Below are 14908 nucleotides of genomic sequence, written 5' to 3'. Positions count from 1 at the left end.
CGGGAGATCGGATGAGATGGCGAAGTCCGGAGCCAAGACCGGCGGCCTGGCGGGCGATTGCGCGGACCCCTGGCCGCAGGGTCGCGGCGTCAAGCGGATCAACCTGGCCCTCCAGGGCGGCGGCGCCCATGGCGCCCTCACCTGGGGTGTCCTCGACCGCCTGCTGGAAGACGACGGGATCGCCATCGAGGGCGTCACCGGCGCCAGCGCCGGGGCGGTGAACGGCGCCGTGATGGCTTACGGCCTCTCGGTCGGCGGACGCGAGGGCGCGCGCGAACTGCTGCGCGCCGTCTGGCGGCGCGTCTCGGAGATCGCCGCCCTGACGATGATGCAGCCGAGCCCGCTGGACCGCATGACCGGCCTCGGCGGCATGGACTATGCCCCGGGCTATTGGATGCTGGACACGCTCTCGCGGGTGTTCTCGCCCTATCAGTTCAATTTCTTCGATATCAATCCGCTGCGCGACACCATTCACGAACACATCGACTTCGAGAAGCTGCGCCACTGCAAGACGGTGAAGCTCTACGTCTCCGCGACCAACGTGCGCCGCGGCCGCATCAAGATCTTCGAACTGGAAGAGATGAGCCTGGATGCGGTGATGGCCTCCGCCTGCCTGCCCTATCTGCATAAAGCCGTGGAGATCGATGGTGAGGCCTATTGGGACGGCGGCTTCATGGGCAATCCGGCGATCTTCCCGCTGATCTACGGGGCCGAGACCCGCGACGTTCTGCTGGTCCAGATCAATCCGATCAACATCGAGAAGACTCCGACCTCGGCCCAGGAGATCATCGACCGCCTGAACACCATCACCTTCAACGCCGGCCTGATGCGCGAGATGCGCGCCATCAGCTTCGTCACCAAGCTTATCGACAAGGGCTTCGACGACGGCGGGCGGCTGAAGCGCCTGAACATGCACGTCGTGGATGCCGAGGACGTCATGCAGAACCTGGGCTTTTCCTCCAAGCTGAATGCCGATTGGGATTTTCTCTGCCACCTGCACGACGTCGGCTACGCGCGCACCGATGCCTGGCTGGCCGCCCACCGCCAGGATCTCGGCAAGCGCTCCACCGCCGACATCGACGCGATGTATCTGTAAAGCGGCTCCGGCCTCCATGCCAAAAGCCATTCGGCCCGATTGCCATGCCGCTAACGTCTCGCGGATAGAGGTACTCTCATGAAGATAAGCGGAACGGAACTCTATCGCCCCCGTGCGGTATCGGACCTGGGTCTTTGGGAAATCGCGCCCTTGACACTGAAGATCTACGGCATTGTGGCTGACGGGCAGGAGATCACGGAGGCCCTGATCCGCGACGCCCGTTCATTCGTAGGCCTGGAAGTTCCGCCGCTCGTGGCGGCCGAGGGCGAAGACAACGGGCTGGGCTTTGTGATCATCCATCCGGGTGATCTTGGCGTATCAATCCTGGCCCACTGGTGGATTCAAGGATCGGTGCTGTGCCAACACATCCACCGCACGCTTTGGGGCGCAGACAGGCCGATGGACACCGCCGTCAGACCCGTCATCGCTTGCGTGTGGGAACTCGGCCTGATCAACGCTGAACAGGAGGCCTGGCGCGAAACGATGATGACGTCGGCGCCCGATCCCGCAGCCTATCTGAAGGCCCGGCCCGCTATGACCGCCATTTAGCAGGCGCCCGGGGCGAACGAGCGAAGCGTCTGCTTCAAGCCCCTTGCGGCTGGGCCTGGGGCGAGCGGGGCATCAGGAAGAATCCGCAGAGCGCGCTGAGCAGCGCCAGAGAGGCGCCGATAAAGGCAACCGCGCGGAAGGCATCGACCATCGCCTGGCGATAGGCATCTTCCAACACGACGGCATTGGCCGCGGAAAGCTGCGTCACCGCGGCGTCACTGCCGTACCCCACAGCGGCGCGCGCGGCGGGCTCGACACCGGCGGCCAGGGCCGCGAAGCTCTGATCGAAGACCAGCGCGGCAAAGGCGCCCAGCCCGGCGACCGCGAGAAGCCCCGACAAGCGGGAAACCGCATTGTTGACGCCGGACGCGAGACCCGACTGGCCGGCGGGCACCGCGTTCATCACCACCGTCGAAAGCGGCGCGACGGTAACCGCCATGCCCAGGCCCAGCACCAGCATGGCCGGCACGACGGCCGACCAGAAGGAGGCGCCCGGCGCCGCCGGGATGAACAGCAGAAAACCGGCCGCCGCGATCATCGGACCCAGGGTCAGCGGCAGCCGCGCTCCGAAACGGTCCAGCAGGCCTCCGGCCCAGCGCGACAGAAAGGCCATCACCAGGGTGAAGGGCAGAAAGGCCGCGCCGGCCAGCATCGCCGTATGGCCATGGGCCTCGATCATGGTGATGGGCAGGAAGAACAGCACCCCGGAAAGGGCGAGATAGAGGAACAGGGTCAGCAGGTTGGCCCCTGTGAAGGCGGAAGATCGGAACAGCCCGAGCGGCAGCATCGGATCGCCGCTGCGCCGTTCGACCCAGAGAAAGACCAGCAAGCCCAGCACACCTGCAATGCCCATCAGGACCAGGGACTGCGAGATCTGGCGACTCTCACCAAACGTCGTGAGGCTGTAGGTCAGGGCCGCCAGGGCCAGCACTGCCAGCAACCCGCCGGCCCAGTCCATCCGCCGCCCGGCCGTCTCGTCGCGGGATTCCGGAACCCGCCACAGCGAAAGTGCCAGCGCTACGGCCGCCACCGGCAGATTGATGAGGAACACCAGCCGCCAGGACCCGAGGTCGATCAGCCAGCCGCCGAGCACGGGCCCCAGGGCGGCGGCGATGGCCGAGAACGCAGCCCAGGTGCCGATGGCCCGGCCGCGCTCCGCCGGCGGAAAGGCGGCAGAGATGATGGCCAGGCTGTTGGGGACCAGGAGAGCGCCGCCGAAGCCCTGCAGCGCCCGCGCGGCGACCAGTTGACCCGCGGTCTCTGCCAGTCCGCACCACAGGGATGCCAGCGCGAAGACCACGACCCCGATGTTGAACACCCGGCGACGGCCGTAAAGGTCCCCTGCCGCGCCGCCAACCAGCAACAGAGCCGCCAGGAAAAGGGCATAGGCGTTGACCACCCACTGCATGAAGCTGAGCGAACCGCCGAACTGCTCCCCGATCACCGGCAGGGCGACGGTGACCACGGTGCCGTCCACGAAGGCGAGACTGGACCCCAGGATGGTGACCATCAGGACGATCGGCCGGGCCTCGCGGCGACAGGGTTCGGTGCAGGCGCCGGCCCGGATCTGGCTGTCATCGCAGGGCGCAATCTTCATCGTCGGTCCTGGCTCGCTCTCAAAAAAAGGCTGTTTTCCGGGAAACAGGGCAGCTATGCGGACAAGTCACTGGCTTTGTTCCCGCAGAGGTATCATCTTCGTGTAACAGTCACCGCAAAGAAGAGTGTCATTTCGGCGGGTCCGCAAAGGGCCGGGAGAAGACAGATCCGGCCGCCGGGCAGGTTTCTCTGATTTCCTAAGCTGAGTGTTCTTTGCGGCCGGCGCAAGGGGATGGAATGCGACCGGGACCTCCGCCATTGCGATTGCGGCCATTGCGGTTGCAGCAGTCGAGCGGTGCACCCTCGTCAAGCACGGCCTGACCCAATGGCCCAACCGGGGAGAGAAATGCGCGAGACGAGCGACGAGCGGGACGAACACCGGCAGCCCGAGGCGGCAGCCGGAGCTTCGTCGACGCCGTCCCAGGCCATGCCGCGCACCGTCACCGGCGCGGGCCTTCAGACCGGTGCGGTGCGCCGGCCTTCGCTGGGCATCCTCATCGCCGTCACCGCCCTCGGCCCCCTGGCCTTGAACATCTTCATCCCCTCCATGCCGGGCATGCAGGCGGTCTTCAACACCGACTACGGCACCATCCAACTGACGCTGACGCTCTACCTTTTTGGCGTCGCCGTCTCGCAGCTCTTCCTGGGGCCCCTCTCCGACCGCTTCGGGCGCCGGCCGGTGCTGCTGTGGGGCATCCTGCTGTTTCTCCTGGGCACCCTGCTCTGCGCGCTGGCCGAGAGCATCGCCATGCTGATCGTCGGCCGGGTGATCCAGGCCGTGGGCGGCTGTGCCGGTCTGGTGCTGGGCCGCGCCATCGTGCGCGACACCCACGACCGCAGCGAGTCGGCCAGCATGATCGGCTATATCACCATGGCCATGGTGGTCGCCCCGATGGTGGCGCCCCTGCTGGGCGGCTTCACCGACGATCTCTTCGGCTGGCGCGCCTCCTTCTTCCTGGTGCTGCTGGTGGGCGCCGTGGTGCTGGCCCTCGCCTGGTTCCTGCTGATCGAGACCCACTTCGACCGCGACGCCGTTGCCGGACCGGCCAGCATGATCCGGGGTTTCGGGACGCTGCTCCGGGACACGGCCTTTACCGGCTATGCGATCAACGTCTCCTTCACAACGGCGGTGTTCTTCGCCTTCCTCGCCGGCGCCCCCTACATGATGATCGAAGTGATGGGCCGCCCGCCCAGCGAGTACGGTCTCTACTTCATGCTGAATGCCGCCAGCTACATGACCGGCAACTTCCTGGCCGGCCGGCTGTCGACCAAGGTCGGGCCGGAACGCATGACACTGGCGGGCAGCGCGCTTGCCCTCATGGGCGTGGCTCTGCTGACCGGCCTCGCGCTCTCGGGCGAGATGACGCCCCTCATGCTGTTCGGCCCGGTCATGTTCATCGGGCTGGCCAACGGCCTCAGCCTGCCCAATGCGACCGCCTCCGCGATCTCCGTGCGCCCGGACCTGGCCGGCACCGCATCGGGCCTGCTCGGCTTCCTGCAGATGATGGTCGGCGGCGTTGCCACCCTTGTGGTCGGGCATCTGCAGAGCGACACCGCCACCCCCATGGTCGCCGTGATGACCGCGGCGGCGGTGATCGCCTTCCTCGGCTACTTCCTCGCCAAGATCGCCCTGGCTGCCCGGCCGGCGGCAACAGTTTCCCGCGGGGCCGAATAGTCCGCCTCACGGTGGCGTTTGCTCGACTCGGGCGAAGGGGCTAAAACCGGCTCAAACGAAGGCTGGCACGGACCCCAGCGCGGCAGAGGTCCCGGCCAGAGGCCGAACCTTGAGGACGGACGATGCACGCGGCAAGCACAACCGACGGGCAAGCCATGGCGGCGGTCACGGCCCGGATTCTGCTGGAAATCGAAGCGATCCTTTTTCGCCCGCAGGAGCCCTTCACCTTCACCTCCGGCCGGGTCAGCCCGGTCTACGTCGACTGCCGCAAGATCATCTCCTTTCCGCGTGCCCGGGCGCAGCTCATGGACTTCGGCTGCGAACTGATCAAACGCGAAGTGGGTTATGAATCCATCGACTGCATCGCCGGCGGCGAGACGGCGGGCATTCCCTTCGCAGCCTGGATCGCCGAGCGCCTGGGCCTGCCGATGGTCTATGTGCGCAAGCAGCCGAAAGGCTTCGGCCGCAACGCCCAGATCGAAGGACATCTGCCGGAAGGCAGCCGGGTACTTCTGGTTGAAGACCTCGCCACCGACGGCGGCTCCAAGCTCGCCTTCGTCGATGCGCTGCGTAAGGCCGGCACAGAGGTCGCCCATACTTTCGTAGTCTTCCACTACGGCATTTTCCCTGAGGGCGTCGCCGCCCTGCAGGAACAGGGTGTGACGCTGCATGCTCTTGCAACCTGGTGGGACGCTCTCGCGGTTGCCGAACAGACCGGCTACCTCAAAGGGGCCGAGGTCGAGGCGGTGCGGCACTTCCTGCAGGACCCGGAAAGCTGGACGCCGGACACGCAGGCCACGTCGAACGGCTAGCGCGGGATCACGCTACGCCGGCACCGCTCGGTGATCCCGCGAAGCGCGGCAGACCTGTCTACTTTCAACCGCTAGAGCGGACCCGACGGTTTGATCGAATGCCTCCGGCGATTCCGTCAAGCCCGGAACGTCTCTGCGCCGGGATGTGACTCCGGCCGCAGGGTCCGGATACCAGAGGTAGTTTTGCGGCGCGAAATTAACCATAAGCAAATCTATTTTTTGTGAATTCGAGGTAGGGGCGCTTCTCTTCCATCGCAAAATCAGTACACTTCAACCGAGGGTCTGGGGACGGGGAGCATGGATCGGAATACGCCGGAAGGCGACATCATCACGCGCGTCATCTCCGAACTTGAAAGCGCTTCCGAAGGCAGCCAGGAACTGGACTGCATGATCAGCTATGCGCTGGAACTGGCGCGCGGCGAGTTCGATCAGGTGATGATGGAACTGCTGGTCAAGGAAGGCTTCTCCTGGAACGTCATCTCGGAGATCTGGGGCGGCAAGGTGCCGCCCTATACCCAGTCGCTCGACTGCGGGTTGGAAGGCGAGAACATTGCCTTTGCCATGCGCTCGGACAAGCGCCAGCAATGGGCGGCCGTGCATAAGAACACGGAGGGCAAGGAGTTCCTGGCCTGGGCCAAGACCGAGGTTCTGGCCCGGCGGCTGGCCGCCCTGAAAGGCAACGTCGCCGAAAGCGTGGGCCAGCCGGAGAGAGGCCCCAGTCTCGAGCCCGAAAAAGCCGAACAGCCGGAAGATCTCGGCGGCGAACAAGAGGCGGAACATCTGAGAATGGTGTCCCCTGGCGGCCACTCAACCGTCGCCCAGGCTGCCGCCGCCCGCGATACGGAAAGCTGGACGGTGCTGTTCTAAAACGAGGTTGTTCGGGAGGAAGCCGTTCTGGGAGTGACGGCGCTGGAAAGGGCTTTTCTGGAAGGGGCTTTTCTTGGGGGGACCGTTGTTGTGAGGGAATGCCGATGGATCGGCCGGGGTCAGAGCCGGCGGTGGGCGGAACGCCAGGGCGACAGGCGGCAGCGCGGATTTCTATACCTCCCGTTGCGACAATACGGTGAACTCCCGTTCGCGCTGTGCTAGCGTCATGAGCATGCAGGGGGCGACCGTCGAGTCAGAGGAAGACTGGGTTCAGGACCAGCCTGACGACAATGGACCCTATGTCGTCGTCGTCGGCAGCGAGAAGGGCGGCACCGGCAAGTCGACCACAGCCATCAACCTCAGCGTCGCCTTGATGAAGCTGGGATTCAAGGTCGCGACTCTCGACCTGGATTCCCGCCAGGCAACGCTGTCCGCATTCTTCAAGAACCGTGAAGACTACGCCCAGCGCAGCGGACGGACGCTGGAACTGCCGCGCCACACAGTGGTCGAACGCTCCGCCGCCGCCGATCGTCAGGAAGCCATGGACGACGAAGAACGGCGCCTGCGCGCGGCACTGGCCGAGGCGCAGGGCTGCGACTTCGTCGTCATCGACACACCGGGCAGCGATTCCTCGCTCTGCCGGCTGGGGCACCGCTTCGCGGACACCCTCGTGACACCCTTGAACGACAGCCTCTTGGACATCGAGGTCCTGGCGCGCATCAACCGCAAGGACCGGCTGGTCGAAGCGCCGAGCGTCTACAGCCAACTGGTCTGGGAACAGAACAACCAGCGCGTGGTCACAGGACGGCCGCCGATCGACTGGGTGGTGCTGCGCAACCGGCTGGCGCACATCGAAGCCCGCAACATGCGCGAGATCAGCAACCTGCTGTCCGTCCTGTCGAAGCGCATCGGATTTCGCGTCGCTCCGGGCGTCAGCGAGCGGGTGGTCTTCCGCGAACTCTTCCTGAGCGGGCTGACGGCCCTGGACCTGCCCGAGGAAGGGGAAACCAGCAGCCATGCGGCCGCACGCCGCGAGATCAAGGACGTTCTGGAAGCGATCGGCCTCTACGACACCGGCAGCGCCTGACAGCGGCGCGTCTTCAGTCCGGGATTTCCGCCTGCTGGTTCGGCGGCGGGATCGCCCCCGGCGGATCGAGCAGGTCTGCGTCAGGCCCCGTCATCGGCGGGTCCTCCGCGCGAACGACGACAAGACAGCCCTGCCCCTCAGCCTCCAGCCGCCGGCAGAGCTCGCGCGCCTTGCCCAGATCATCGATAGGACCTGTCCGCAGGCGATAGAAGACCCCGGCGCCGTCGATCGTGGCTTCCTGCACCCTGAGACCGAGCCCGCCGAGAAGAGCCGGGAAGATGCCGATCAGTCTCTCGCGTTCCCTTTCGGCCGCGTCGCTCTGCCGAACCGAAGCGAACTGCACCTGATAGCCACCGCCCGGCGCGAGGTCGATGACCGCAGACCGCTGCACGGCTGCCGGCAGCTCCTGCGGCTTCAGACGCGGCAAAGCGACCGCGGCCGCCGCACCTTCCGCCAAGGCCTCTGCGTCCCCGGGACCCTGGTCCGGCGCCTCCGTCGCCACCACCCGGCTACCCAGGGGCGCCAGCACCCCGGCGTCGCCGCGGTCGGATTCCGCGGTACCCGTCGGAGCTTCCGGCACGTCATCGACGGCCTCGGACGACGGGCCGATCGTCGCCGGGATTTCGACCTTCCCGCGCTCGGCCTTTCTCACCAGGCTGAAATCGTTGGCGCCGGGAACCAGCGAGGAGTCCGGCAGCAACACCCATTCACCGTTGACATCGGCTTGGACGGTCCCGATGGGCTCACCGTTGTTCAGCAGGATCCACTCGCTGAGCGGCTCTGCACGCCCGGCAATGATCGACTGGCCGTTCGGTTCGATCCGGATGATATCGAAGGAGGGATCGGCAGCGGGCTCGGGTGATGCAGCAGCCTCGGATGGCAGGGCCGGATTGTCCGGCGCATCGCGCTCCGCCTGCGCATCACCCCCGGCCGGGTCGCCGGCATCGGCGGCAACCGCCGGGGACGGGGTCGGCGCGACGGCCCCGGAACCTTGCGCCGCGTCCTGCCCGGCGTCTTGTGCGGTGCTCTCTCCGGCGGGCGCCGAGGATTGCGGTGCCGACGAGAACTCCGGGCCCCCCGCGGTTTGCGGCGCTTCGGTCGACTGCGGCCAGAAAGTATAGGCGCCGAACCCGAGCGCAGCCCCGACCGCGATCACGGCGGCCATCCGCCAGGGACTCCGGTCCCGCCCGACACTATGGTCCCGCCGCGGTCCGGCAATGACGGAGGAGGGACCGGCGGAGGTGGGGGTGGCGGAGGTCGGCGCTGCAGTGCCCTTGGGCCGGCGGGCGGCCGCGGGTCCGTCGATTTTCTGCGCCAGACGCAGATTGACCGCCGACGACGTGCGCTGCGGGTCTTGCGCATCGGGCTTGGCGATGGCTGCAGCCTCGTCGCTCTGGGCCTTTTCGCTCTGGGCCTTTTCGCTCTGGCTGTCCTGAAGACCATCGCCCTGATCGGCGCCGTCAGCGACCGCCGTGGCGGGCTTGTCCAGCGCGGCGGTCTCCGTTTCCGCGCGCGGTTCCGGGTCGCTCCCTGCTGCAGGCATAGCGGATGCCGGCTGTTCCGAGCTGGCGGCGAGCGGCGCTGCGGCAAGGCCGGGGTCCCCATCAGCACCGTCTTCTTCGGTGTCGCCCTGTTTTGGATCACCCTGTTCAGGGTCGTCCAGTTCATCGGCGTCCTGCTGCGCCACGACGTCCGGCCGGTCGCTCCGGTCCTCGGGTTCGACGATCTCGGCGTCGATGATGCCGGCTTCAGCCTGCTCGCCTTCGGCGAGATCCGGGCCCTTGCGCGCCACGGCGGCTGTCGGTGCAGGGTCGGCGACCAGAGGATCCCCGACAACAGGCGCAGGCGAAAACGGAACGGCCTCTCCGGGTTCCGTTTCGACCGCTTCCACCTCCAGCGTCTCGGGTTCGGGTGTTTCCGAGGGAGGCGGCGCCTGCTCAGGCGGCCCCTCAGCCTCGCTCCGCAAGCCGAGGGGACTGCGGTCCAGAAGGCTCGCCGCCGGGCTCGCCTCACCGTTCCGCTCCCCGACGCGGTCGGTCAGGGTGCCATCCGGCCCTTGGGCCTCCGTATCATCCTCTGCAGCGCCGGTCGCGCCATCCGTGCCGACAGGCCCGTCTTCGCCGGCCTGCGCGGCTTCGGCATGCATGGCTTCGGTATGCACGGTTTCGGTATGCACGGTTTCGGGGGCCTGCCCGTCGTTCGCACGCTGGGCATCGACGAAGGCGAGCAGCGGCAGTTCCTGCTCGATCTCGGGCAACCTTGCCTGCCGCCGTTCCGAGGAGTCCCGGCCCCTGCCCTTGCGCTTGCCGCCGGGCAGGCTCTCGGTCTCTTCATCCGCCTGCAGTTCGGCGATCACGAGGCTCGCCGGTGACGCAGCGCCTTTGCGTGCGAAAAGCGCACTGGTCAGGGAAGCCGCCTTGGCTTGGGTCATCTCAGGCTCTGCCCTCAACCTTGATCTGATTTGCCTGATCGCTGCCGGTCAGGGCCGGCGGGATCGCGGGAACCCGCCGCGGCCTCCTGACGCCGAACAGGCGGGTGTCGAGGTAGTCCCAAAGCGCGGCAATCTCGCGCGCCGACCGGGATTCGCCAGGCAGTTCCATCACCGTGCGGCCATCGATCATGGAAGCCGCGAAGTCGACCCTCTGATGAATGATCGAAGGGGCCAGGGGCCCGTGCTGGGACAGCAGAGAAACGGCTTCCGCCGTGATCTTCGCCCGGGGCGCGGCGCCGTTGACCACGAAGACCAGCGGCTTGCCCAGGTGCTCGACCAGTTCCATGGTCGCCCCGATCGAGCGCAGATCGTGCGGGCTGGGCCGGGTGGGGATGACCACCAGGTCGGCGACGCGGATGACATCGGCGATGGTCCCGGTCAGCGCCGGCGGGGTGTCGATCACCAGCAATTCCATGCCGTGTGCCGCCAGTTCCTTGACGTCCTGCGCCAGCCGCGGCACGGCAGTCTGTATGAAAAAGGGATTGGGCGCCGCCCGTTCATTCCACCAGTCCGCCAGGCTGCCCTGCGGATCGACATCGATCAGCCCAACCGGGCCACGACCGCTGAGTTCAGCCTGTACCGCCAGGTGTCCGGCAACCGTCGTCTTTCCGGATCCACCCTTTTGGGATGCAACAACAACAACCTTCACAACCGCCCGCTCCCCCAATTGACAAGAGCCCGCAGAAGCCGACCGACCGCGGCCCGACGCGGCATCAGCAACTCTTACCTCAACGCTGCAAGAAAGCGTATGCTCCCCGCACCTACCAGTGAAAGTTAATATTTGGTTAAGCTATACTATATGTAGCGGTTGATTGGAAGCTGGACATATTGCAGCCGGCAAAAAAATGTGCGGTGCGGTAAAGCCTTTGACCGCAAGCCCCTTGGCATGGAAGGCGCCCCCTGCAGTCCTGCCGCGGATGCTTTGAGAGACGGCGCAACAGGGCGCCTCATCACCATGTTTAGCGCAGCACGTGCGCGGACTGATCTAGAAATCAACCAGAAATCCAAATAAAATACGCCTATCCCAATGATTTTTCATGAGAAAAATTAGATGAAATTTTATTTAAATTCGTCTTTATTTGCATTTTATTTAAATCTTTACTTAAGCGCCATGATGTATTACATAGAGATGGTAGAATGACTGCCTGAACTTTAGGAGGTTCAAATGCAGATCCAACCAAGCCCCGTGCCGCTGGCCAATACGGGGACGACGCAGTCGGTGGTGCCCGAGGCCCCGCCCGCTGCCAAGTCGGACTCGGCCCGGCCGGTAGAGTCGGCACCCAAAGACCCGCCCCCGCGGTTTCCCTATCCGGATCCCGACCGGGGACAGAAGATCGACTTCGAGGCGTGATCTTCGCCTTTGGGCTGACAACACCGGGGGCAAAAAATGACGGTAATGAGGTTGCTCCGAGAAGGGCCTGATCGGCCTTTTTCGGAGCTCCCGTCGTTGGCCCGCCTCGTTCGATGGCGCCGCACCACAGGAAGATCACTTGTGGACGAGCGAGCCGGCTCCATATACAGCATATCCCCAGGCGTTGTGTGGATTCGCCAACGTTCCTCGGGGGCTGCCCGCGCCTGGTAGACCGGCTGACAGTGAATGGGGACAAGCCGACTTTGCCGCGGCGAAGAGCGGCGGCGCAGGCAGCTGCAATGGGCGGCCCGTTTCGAGGGAGAACCGGGCCAACTCAAGCGGGCCAACTCAGGTGGGCCACCTCAGGCGGATCATCGGAACTGGGTCAATGGAACTGGGTCAATGGAATTGCGGCAACCGAAGAAACTGAAGCGGAACATCCGCTTCCTGGGCCGCTGGCTGCGTAACCCGAAGGCTGTCGGGGCCGTGGTCCCGAGCGGCCGCAGTCTCGCGACCGCCATGGCTGCGGAAATCGACCCGGACGCCGAAGGCGCAATCATCGAACTGGGCGGCGGCACCGGAAACATCACTGCGGCCCTGCTCGAAGCCGGCATTTCCTATAAAGACCTCATCGTGATCGAGCGGGACAGGGCGTTCCACCGGGTCATCGCCGAGCGCTTCCCCCAGGTCCAGGTTCTGAGGGGCGATGCGGTGGAACTGCGCCGGTTGCTGCAGGAGGCCGGCATCGGCAAGGTGAAGGCGGTCGTATCGAGCCTGCCGCTGCTGTCGATCCCGGATCGGATCTGTCGCCAGATCGTCGCCGAGGCCATGGCCGTGCTCGACGACGATGGCGTCTTCGTCCAGTTCACCTACGGTCCGGCCTCGCCGGTGTCCAAGCGCATCGCCGCCGACCTGGGCCTTGCCGGGCGCCGTGCCAGTTGGGTGATGGATAACATCCCGCCGGCTTCGGTGTGGCGCTATCAGCGCCGCGATGCCGCGCCGGGATCGCAAAGGCCCCACAACCAATCCGCAGGACCGCTGCAGAAGCGCAGCGCCTGAGCGCGGCCAAAGCCGGCCGCCGCCCGCCCCAGCCGCAGACCCCAGACTCAGACCCCAGACTCAGGCCAAGGCCGCAGAATCCAGACGGTGCCGGACTCAGTCGGTTCCGGACAGCCGGGCCGCTGTCCGGCGGCGGCGCATGGTGGCGCGGATCATTTTTTTCAGCCGCGGCTGAATCTCGTCGCGCCAGCGACGCCCGTTGAAGACGCCGTAGTGGCCGACGCCTTCTTGGACATAGTGATGATGATCGGCAGCAGGGATGTTGGGGCAGAGATCGTGCGCGGCTTCGGTCTGGCCGAGACCGCAGATATCGTCCAGCTCGCCCTCGATGGTCATCAGCGCCGTTTTGCGGATTGCCCGGCAATCCACCGGACTGCCGCGATGCCGCATGGTCCCGTTCGGCAGGGCATGCTTCTGGAAAACCGTGTCGATGGTCTGCAGGTAGAACTCCGCCGTCAGATCCATGACCGAGAGGTACTCCTCGTAGAAGCGCTGGTGCTGGTCGACCGAATCGCAATCCCCTTCGATCAGATGACGGAAGAGATCGGCGTGCGCGTCGAGGTGGCGCTCCAGGTTCATGGTCATGAAGCCGGTCAACTGGACAAATCCGGGATAAACCCGCCGCATCGCCCCCGGGCAGGGAAAAGGCACCGGGGAGATGACGGTGTGCTCGAACCATGACAGCGGGCGCGAGGCCGCCAGTTCGTTCACCGCGGTCGGATTGCGGCGCGTATCGATGGGTCCGCCGATCAGGGTCATGGAGGCCGGCTGCAGCGGATCGCGCTGCTCGGCCATCACGGCCGCTGCGGCCAGCACCGGAACCGATGGCTGGCAGACGGCGATCACATGGGTGTCCGGGCCGATAAAACGGATGAAGTCGATCACGTAATCGATGAAGTCGTCGAGATCGAAGCGCCCGTAGGCAAGCGGCATGAAACGGGCGTCGCGCCAATCGGTTACGAAAACCTCATGCTCCGGGATCATCGCCTTCACGGTGCCCCTCAGCAGGGTCGCATAGTGACCGGAAAGCGGCGCCACGATCAGCACCTTCGGATCCTTGCGGCCCGCCACGGCCGCCTCGTCCCGCTTGAAGTGCAGAAGGTCGCAGAACAGCTTGCCGTAAACCAGCCGCGGTTCGACGGCGACCTCTTCGCCGTCGATGTCGACAGCGTCGAGGCCCCATTCCGGCTTGCCGTAACGCCGCGTCACATTCTCAAAGACTTCGCAGGCCGCCGCCACCGCTTTGCCGACCGGCGTGTAGGCGACCGGGCTGAACGCGCTGCGGCAGGCGTAACGCAGTGCATCGGATTGCATTCGCAGAGGTCTCACCGCTGCGTGAGTCAACTCGTAAGCATGGTAAAGCAAGGTCTCAGTGGCCCCCAGTGTTGCCGTGCCGCTTTCGGGCACTCCCCCCAGTCTTTGTTACCGTGTTTTTCTTTGTCGTTTTTGCCTTCGCTGCCGTGGCCAATCGCTGGCCTCGTTCCGGTACCGGAGACCGCATTGCCGGTCTGCCGAACCGCGGGCGCCGCCGCAGCCATCGCACCGCGGCGGCAATCTATCACTTCGTATCGAGCCGGGCGAAGGGAAATCTCTGGCAATCATAAACGAAACGCTGATGCGCAAAGGAACAGCTGGCAGTGACGCGGCAGCGAAGCCGCCTGCTTGACGCAGGTCAATGTCTGCGCGCCAAACCGCCCCCTATCCTTGCCTCTCCCTTGCCGGGACCTCTCCCAGAGAGGCCTTCTCACGTAGAGGTACACCTATGGCCGGCATCATCGAGTCCCTGCGCAACGACCACTCCCGGATCACCAAGCTGCTGGATGCTCTGGAGCGCCAGATGACGGCTTTCGAAGACGGGCAGACACTGGAATTCGATATCCTGGACGGCATTCTCTACTACTGCCTGTCCTATCCGGATCTTCATCATCATCCCTTGGAAGACCTGATCTTCGGACGCCTGAAGGAGCGCAACCCCCAGGCGCTTGAGGGCGTTCCCGATCTGCGGAAAGAACACGCCGTCCTGGCCGAAAAGACCCAAAGGTTCGCTGCGGCGATCGAGTCGGTCGAACAGGACATTCCCCTTGAACGCAGCGCGATCAAGGATGTTGCCGTCGAGTTTCTCAGCGCCTACCGCCACCACATCATGATGGAGGAGAAGCATTTTTTCCCAGCGGCCCAGCGCAGCCTGAAGCCGGAAGACTGGGCCGCCATCAGCGCGCAGTTGAAACCGATTGAAGATCCCCTGTTCGAGCGGCGCGAGGACCAGAGGTTCGCAGCCATCTACGACGATATCATCGCCTGGGACCAGGCCTCCATGGCCTGAAG

At 65.3% G+C, this 14908-nt stretch carries 13 protein-coding genes; 9 read left to right on the top strand and 4 right to left on the bottom strand.

Features of this window, described 5'->3' with window-relative positions:
- Positions 1-16: 16 nt before the first annotated feature.
- Both ACO06P_RS20935 and ACO06P_RS20930 read left to right on the top strand, forming a co-directional pair.
- Positions 17-1096: a patatin-like phospholipase family protein gene (locus ACO06P_RS20935; RefSeq protein WP_420347167.1), complete on the top strand. Its 1080-nt coding sequence runs from the start codon at positions 17-19 to the stop codon at positions 1094-1096.
- 78 nt (positions 1097-1174) lie between these two features.
- Positions 1175-1645, top strand: coding sequence for a hypothetical protein (locus ACO06P_RS20930; protein WP_420347166.1), 471 nt, complete (start codon positions 1175-1177; stop codon positions 1643-1645).
- Between the two features lie 34 nt (positions 1646-1679).
- Here the strand turns inward: ACO06P_RS20930 and ACO06P_RS20925 are convergent, their stop codons facing one another.
- Entirely contained in the window at positions 1680-3242 is a 1563-nt protein-coding gene (locus ACO06P_RS20925; protein ID WP_420347165.1) for an MFS transporter, read from the bottom strand.
- 345 nt (positions 3243-3587) lie between these two features.
- Here ACO06P_RS20925 and ACO06P_RS20920 point away from each other — a divergent pair, with 345 nt between their 5' ends.
- The 4 genes from ACO06P_RS20920 (at position 3588) to ACO06P_RS20905 (ending at position 7682) form a co-directional block, all read left to right on the top strand.
- Positions 3588-4916: a multidrug effflux MFS transporter gene (locus ACO06P_RS20920; protein ID WP_420347164.1), complete on the top strand. Its 1329-nt coding sequence runs from the start codon at positions 3588-3590 to the stop codon at positions 4914-4916.
- A gap of 122 nt (positions 4917-5038) precedes the next feature.
- Positions 5039-5728, top strand: a complete 690-nt coding sequence (locus tag ACO06P_RS20915) for an orotate phosphoribosyltransferase (RefSeq protein ID WP_420347163.1) — start codon at positions 5039-5041, stop codon at positions 5726-5728.
- 297 nt (positions 5729-6025) lie between these two features.
- The gene (locus ACO06P_RS20910) at positions 6026-6595 is read left to right on the top strand and encodes a hypothetical protein (RefSeq protein ID WP_420347162.1); all 570 of its coding nucleotides are present in this window, start codon (positions 6026-6028) and stop codon (positions 6593-6595) included.
- A 232-nt stretch (positions 6596-6827) separates the two neighbouring features.
- The gene (locus ACO06P_RS20905; protein ID WP_420347161.1) at positions 6828-7682 is read left to right on the top strand and encodes a division plane positioning ATPase MipZ; all 855 of its coding nucleotides are present in this window, start codon (positions 6828-6830) and stop codon (positions 7680-7682) included.
- 13 nt (positions 7683-7695) lie between these two features.
- On the opposite strand, the gene ACO06P_RS20900 is transcribed toward ACO06P_RS20905, so the two are convergent.
- Positions 7696-10113, bottom strand: a complete 2418-nt coding sequence (locus ACO06P_RS20900; RefSeq protein WP_420347160.1) for an SPOR domain-containing protein — start codon at positions 10111-10113, stop codon at positions 7696-7698.
- A gap of 1 nt (position 10114) precedes the next feature.
- The gene (locus tag ACO06P_RS20895; protein ID WP_420347159.1) at positions 10115-10822 is read right to left on the bottom strand and encodes an AAA family ATPase; all 708 of its coding nucleotides are present in this window, start codon (positions 10820-10822) and stop codon (positions 10115-10117) included.
- A gap of 516 nt (positions 10823-11338) precedes the next feature.
- Between ACO06P_RS20895 and ACO06P_RS20890 the strand changes: the two genes are divergently transcribed.
- Positions 11339-11524, top strand: a complete 186-nt coding sequence (locus ACO06P_RS20890) for a hypothetical protein (RefSeq protein ID WP_420347158.1) — start codon at positions 11339-11341, stop codon at positions 11522-11524.
- A 402-nt stretch (positions 11525-11926) separates the two neighbouring features.
- Positions 11927-12583: a class I SAM-dependent methyltransferase gene (locus ACO06P_RS20885; RefSeq protein ID WP_420347157.1), complete on the top strand. Its 657-nt coding sequence runs from the start codon at positions 11927-11929 to the stop codon at positions 12581-12583.
- Positions 12584-12679: 96 nt separating this feature from the next.
- On the opposite strand, the gene ACO06P_RS20880 is transcribed toward ACO06P_RS20885, so the two are convergent.
- Positions 12680-13897, bottom strand: coding sequence for a polyhydroxyalkanoate depolymerase (locus ACO06P_RS20880; protein ID WP_421938148.1), 1218 nt, complete (start codon positions 13895-13897; stop codon positions 12680-12682).
- A gap of 448 nt (positions 13898-14345) precedes the next feature.
- Here ACO06P_RS20880 and ACO06P_RS20875 point away from each other — a divergent pair, with 448 nt between their 5' ends.
- A complete protein-coding gene (locus ACO06P_RS20875; protein WP_420347155.1) occupies positions 14346-14906 on the top strand; it encodes a hemerythrin domain-containing protein in 561 nt (186 codons plus the stop codon).
- Positions 14907-14908 lie beyond the last annotated feature (2 nt).

It is taken from the genome of Pelagibius sp. (assembly GCF_965227505.1).
Classification (GTDB): Bacteria; Pseudomonadota; Alphaproteobacteria; order Kiloniellales; family Kiloniellaceae; genus Pelagibius.
The sequence above is the reverse complement of the archived record's forward strand: the minus strand, read 5'-3'. Positions and strand labels throughout refer to the sequence as shown.

Excerpts from the sequence above, each read along its gene's own strand:
- ACO06P_RS20925 (WP_420347165.1), bottom strand. The coding sequence starts at position 3,242 with ATGAAGATTGCGCCCTGCGATGACAGCCAGATCCGGGCCGGCGCCTGC.
- ACO06P_RS20930 (WP_420347166.1), top strand. The coding sequence starts at position 1,175 with ATGAAGATAAGCGGAACGGAACTCTATCGCCCCCGTGCGGTATCGGAC.
- ACO06P_RS20885 (WP_420347157.1), top strand. The coding sequence starts at position 11,927 with ATGGAATTGCGGCAACCGAAGAAACTGAAGCGGAACATCCGCTTCCTG.
- ACO06P_RS20890 (WP_420347158.1), top strand. The coding sequence starts at position 11,339 with ATGCAGATCCAACCAAGCCCCGTGCCGCTGGCCAATACGGGGACGACG.
- ACO06P_RS20920 (WP_420347164.1), top strand. The coding sequence starts at position 3,588 with ATGCGCGAGACGAGCGACGAGCGGGACGAACACCGGCAGCCCGAGGCG.
- ACO06P_RS20880 (WP_421938148.1), bottom strand. The coding sequence starts at position 13,897 with ATGCAATCCGATGCACTGCGTTACGCCTGCCGCAGCGCGTTCAGCCCG.
- ACO06P_RS20915 (WP_420347163.1), top strand. The coding sequence starts at position 5,039 with ATGCACGCGGCAAGCACAACCGACGGGCAAGCCATGGCGGCGGTCACG.
- ACO06P_RS20900 (WP_420347160.1), bottom strand. The coding sequence starts at position 10,113 with ATGACCCAAGCCAAGGCGGCTTCCCTGACCAGTGCGCTTTTCGCACGC.
- ACO06P_RS20910 (WP_420347162.1), top strand. The coding sequence starts at position 6,026 with ATGGATCGGAATACGCCGGAAGGCGACATCATCACGCGCGTCATCTCC.
- ACO06P_RS20905 (WP_420347161.1), top strand. The coding sequence starts at position 6,828 with ATGCAGGGGGCGACCGTCGAGTCAGAGGAAGACTGGGTTCAGGACCAG.
- ACO06P_RS20935 (WP_420347167.1), top strand. The coding sequence starts at position 17 with ATGGCGAAGTCCGGAGCCAAGACCGGCGGCCTGGCGGGCGATTGCGCG.
- ACO06P_RS20875 (WP_420347155.1), top strand. The coding sequence starts at position 14,346 with ATGGCCGGCATCATCGAGTCCCTGCGCAACGACCACTCCCGGATCACC.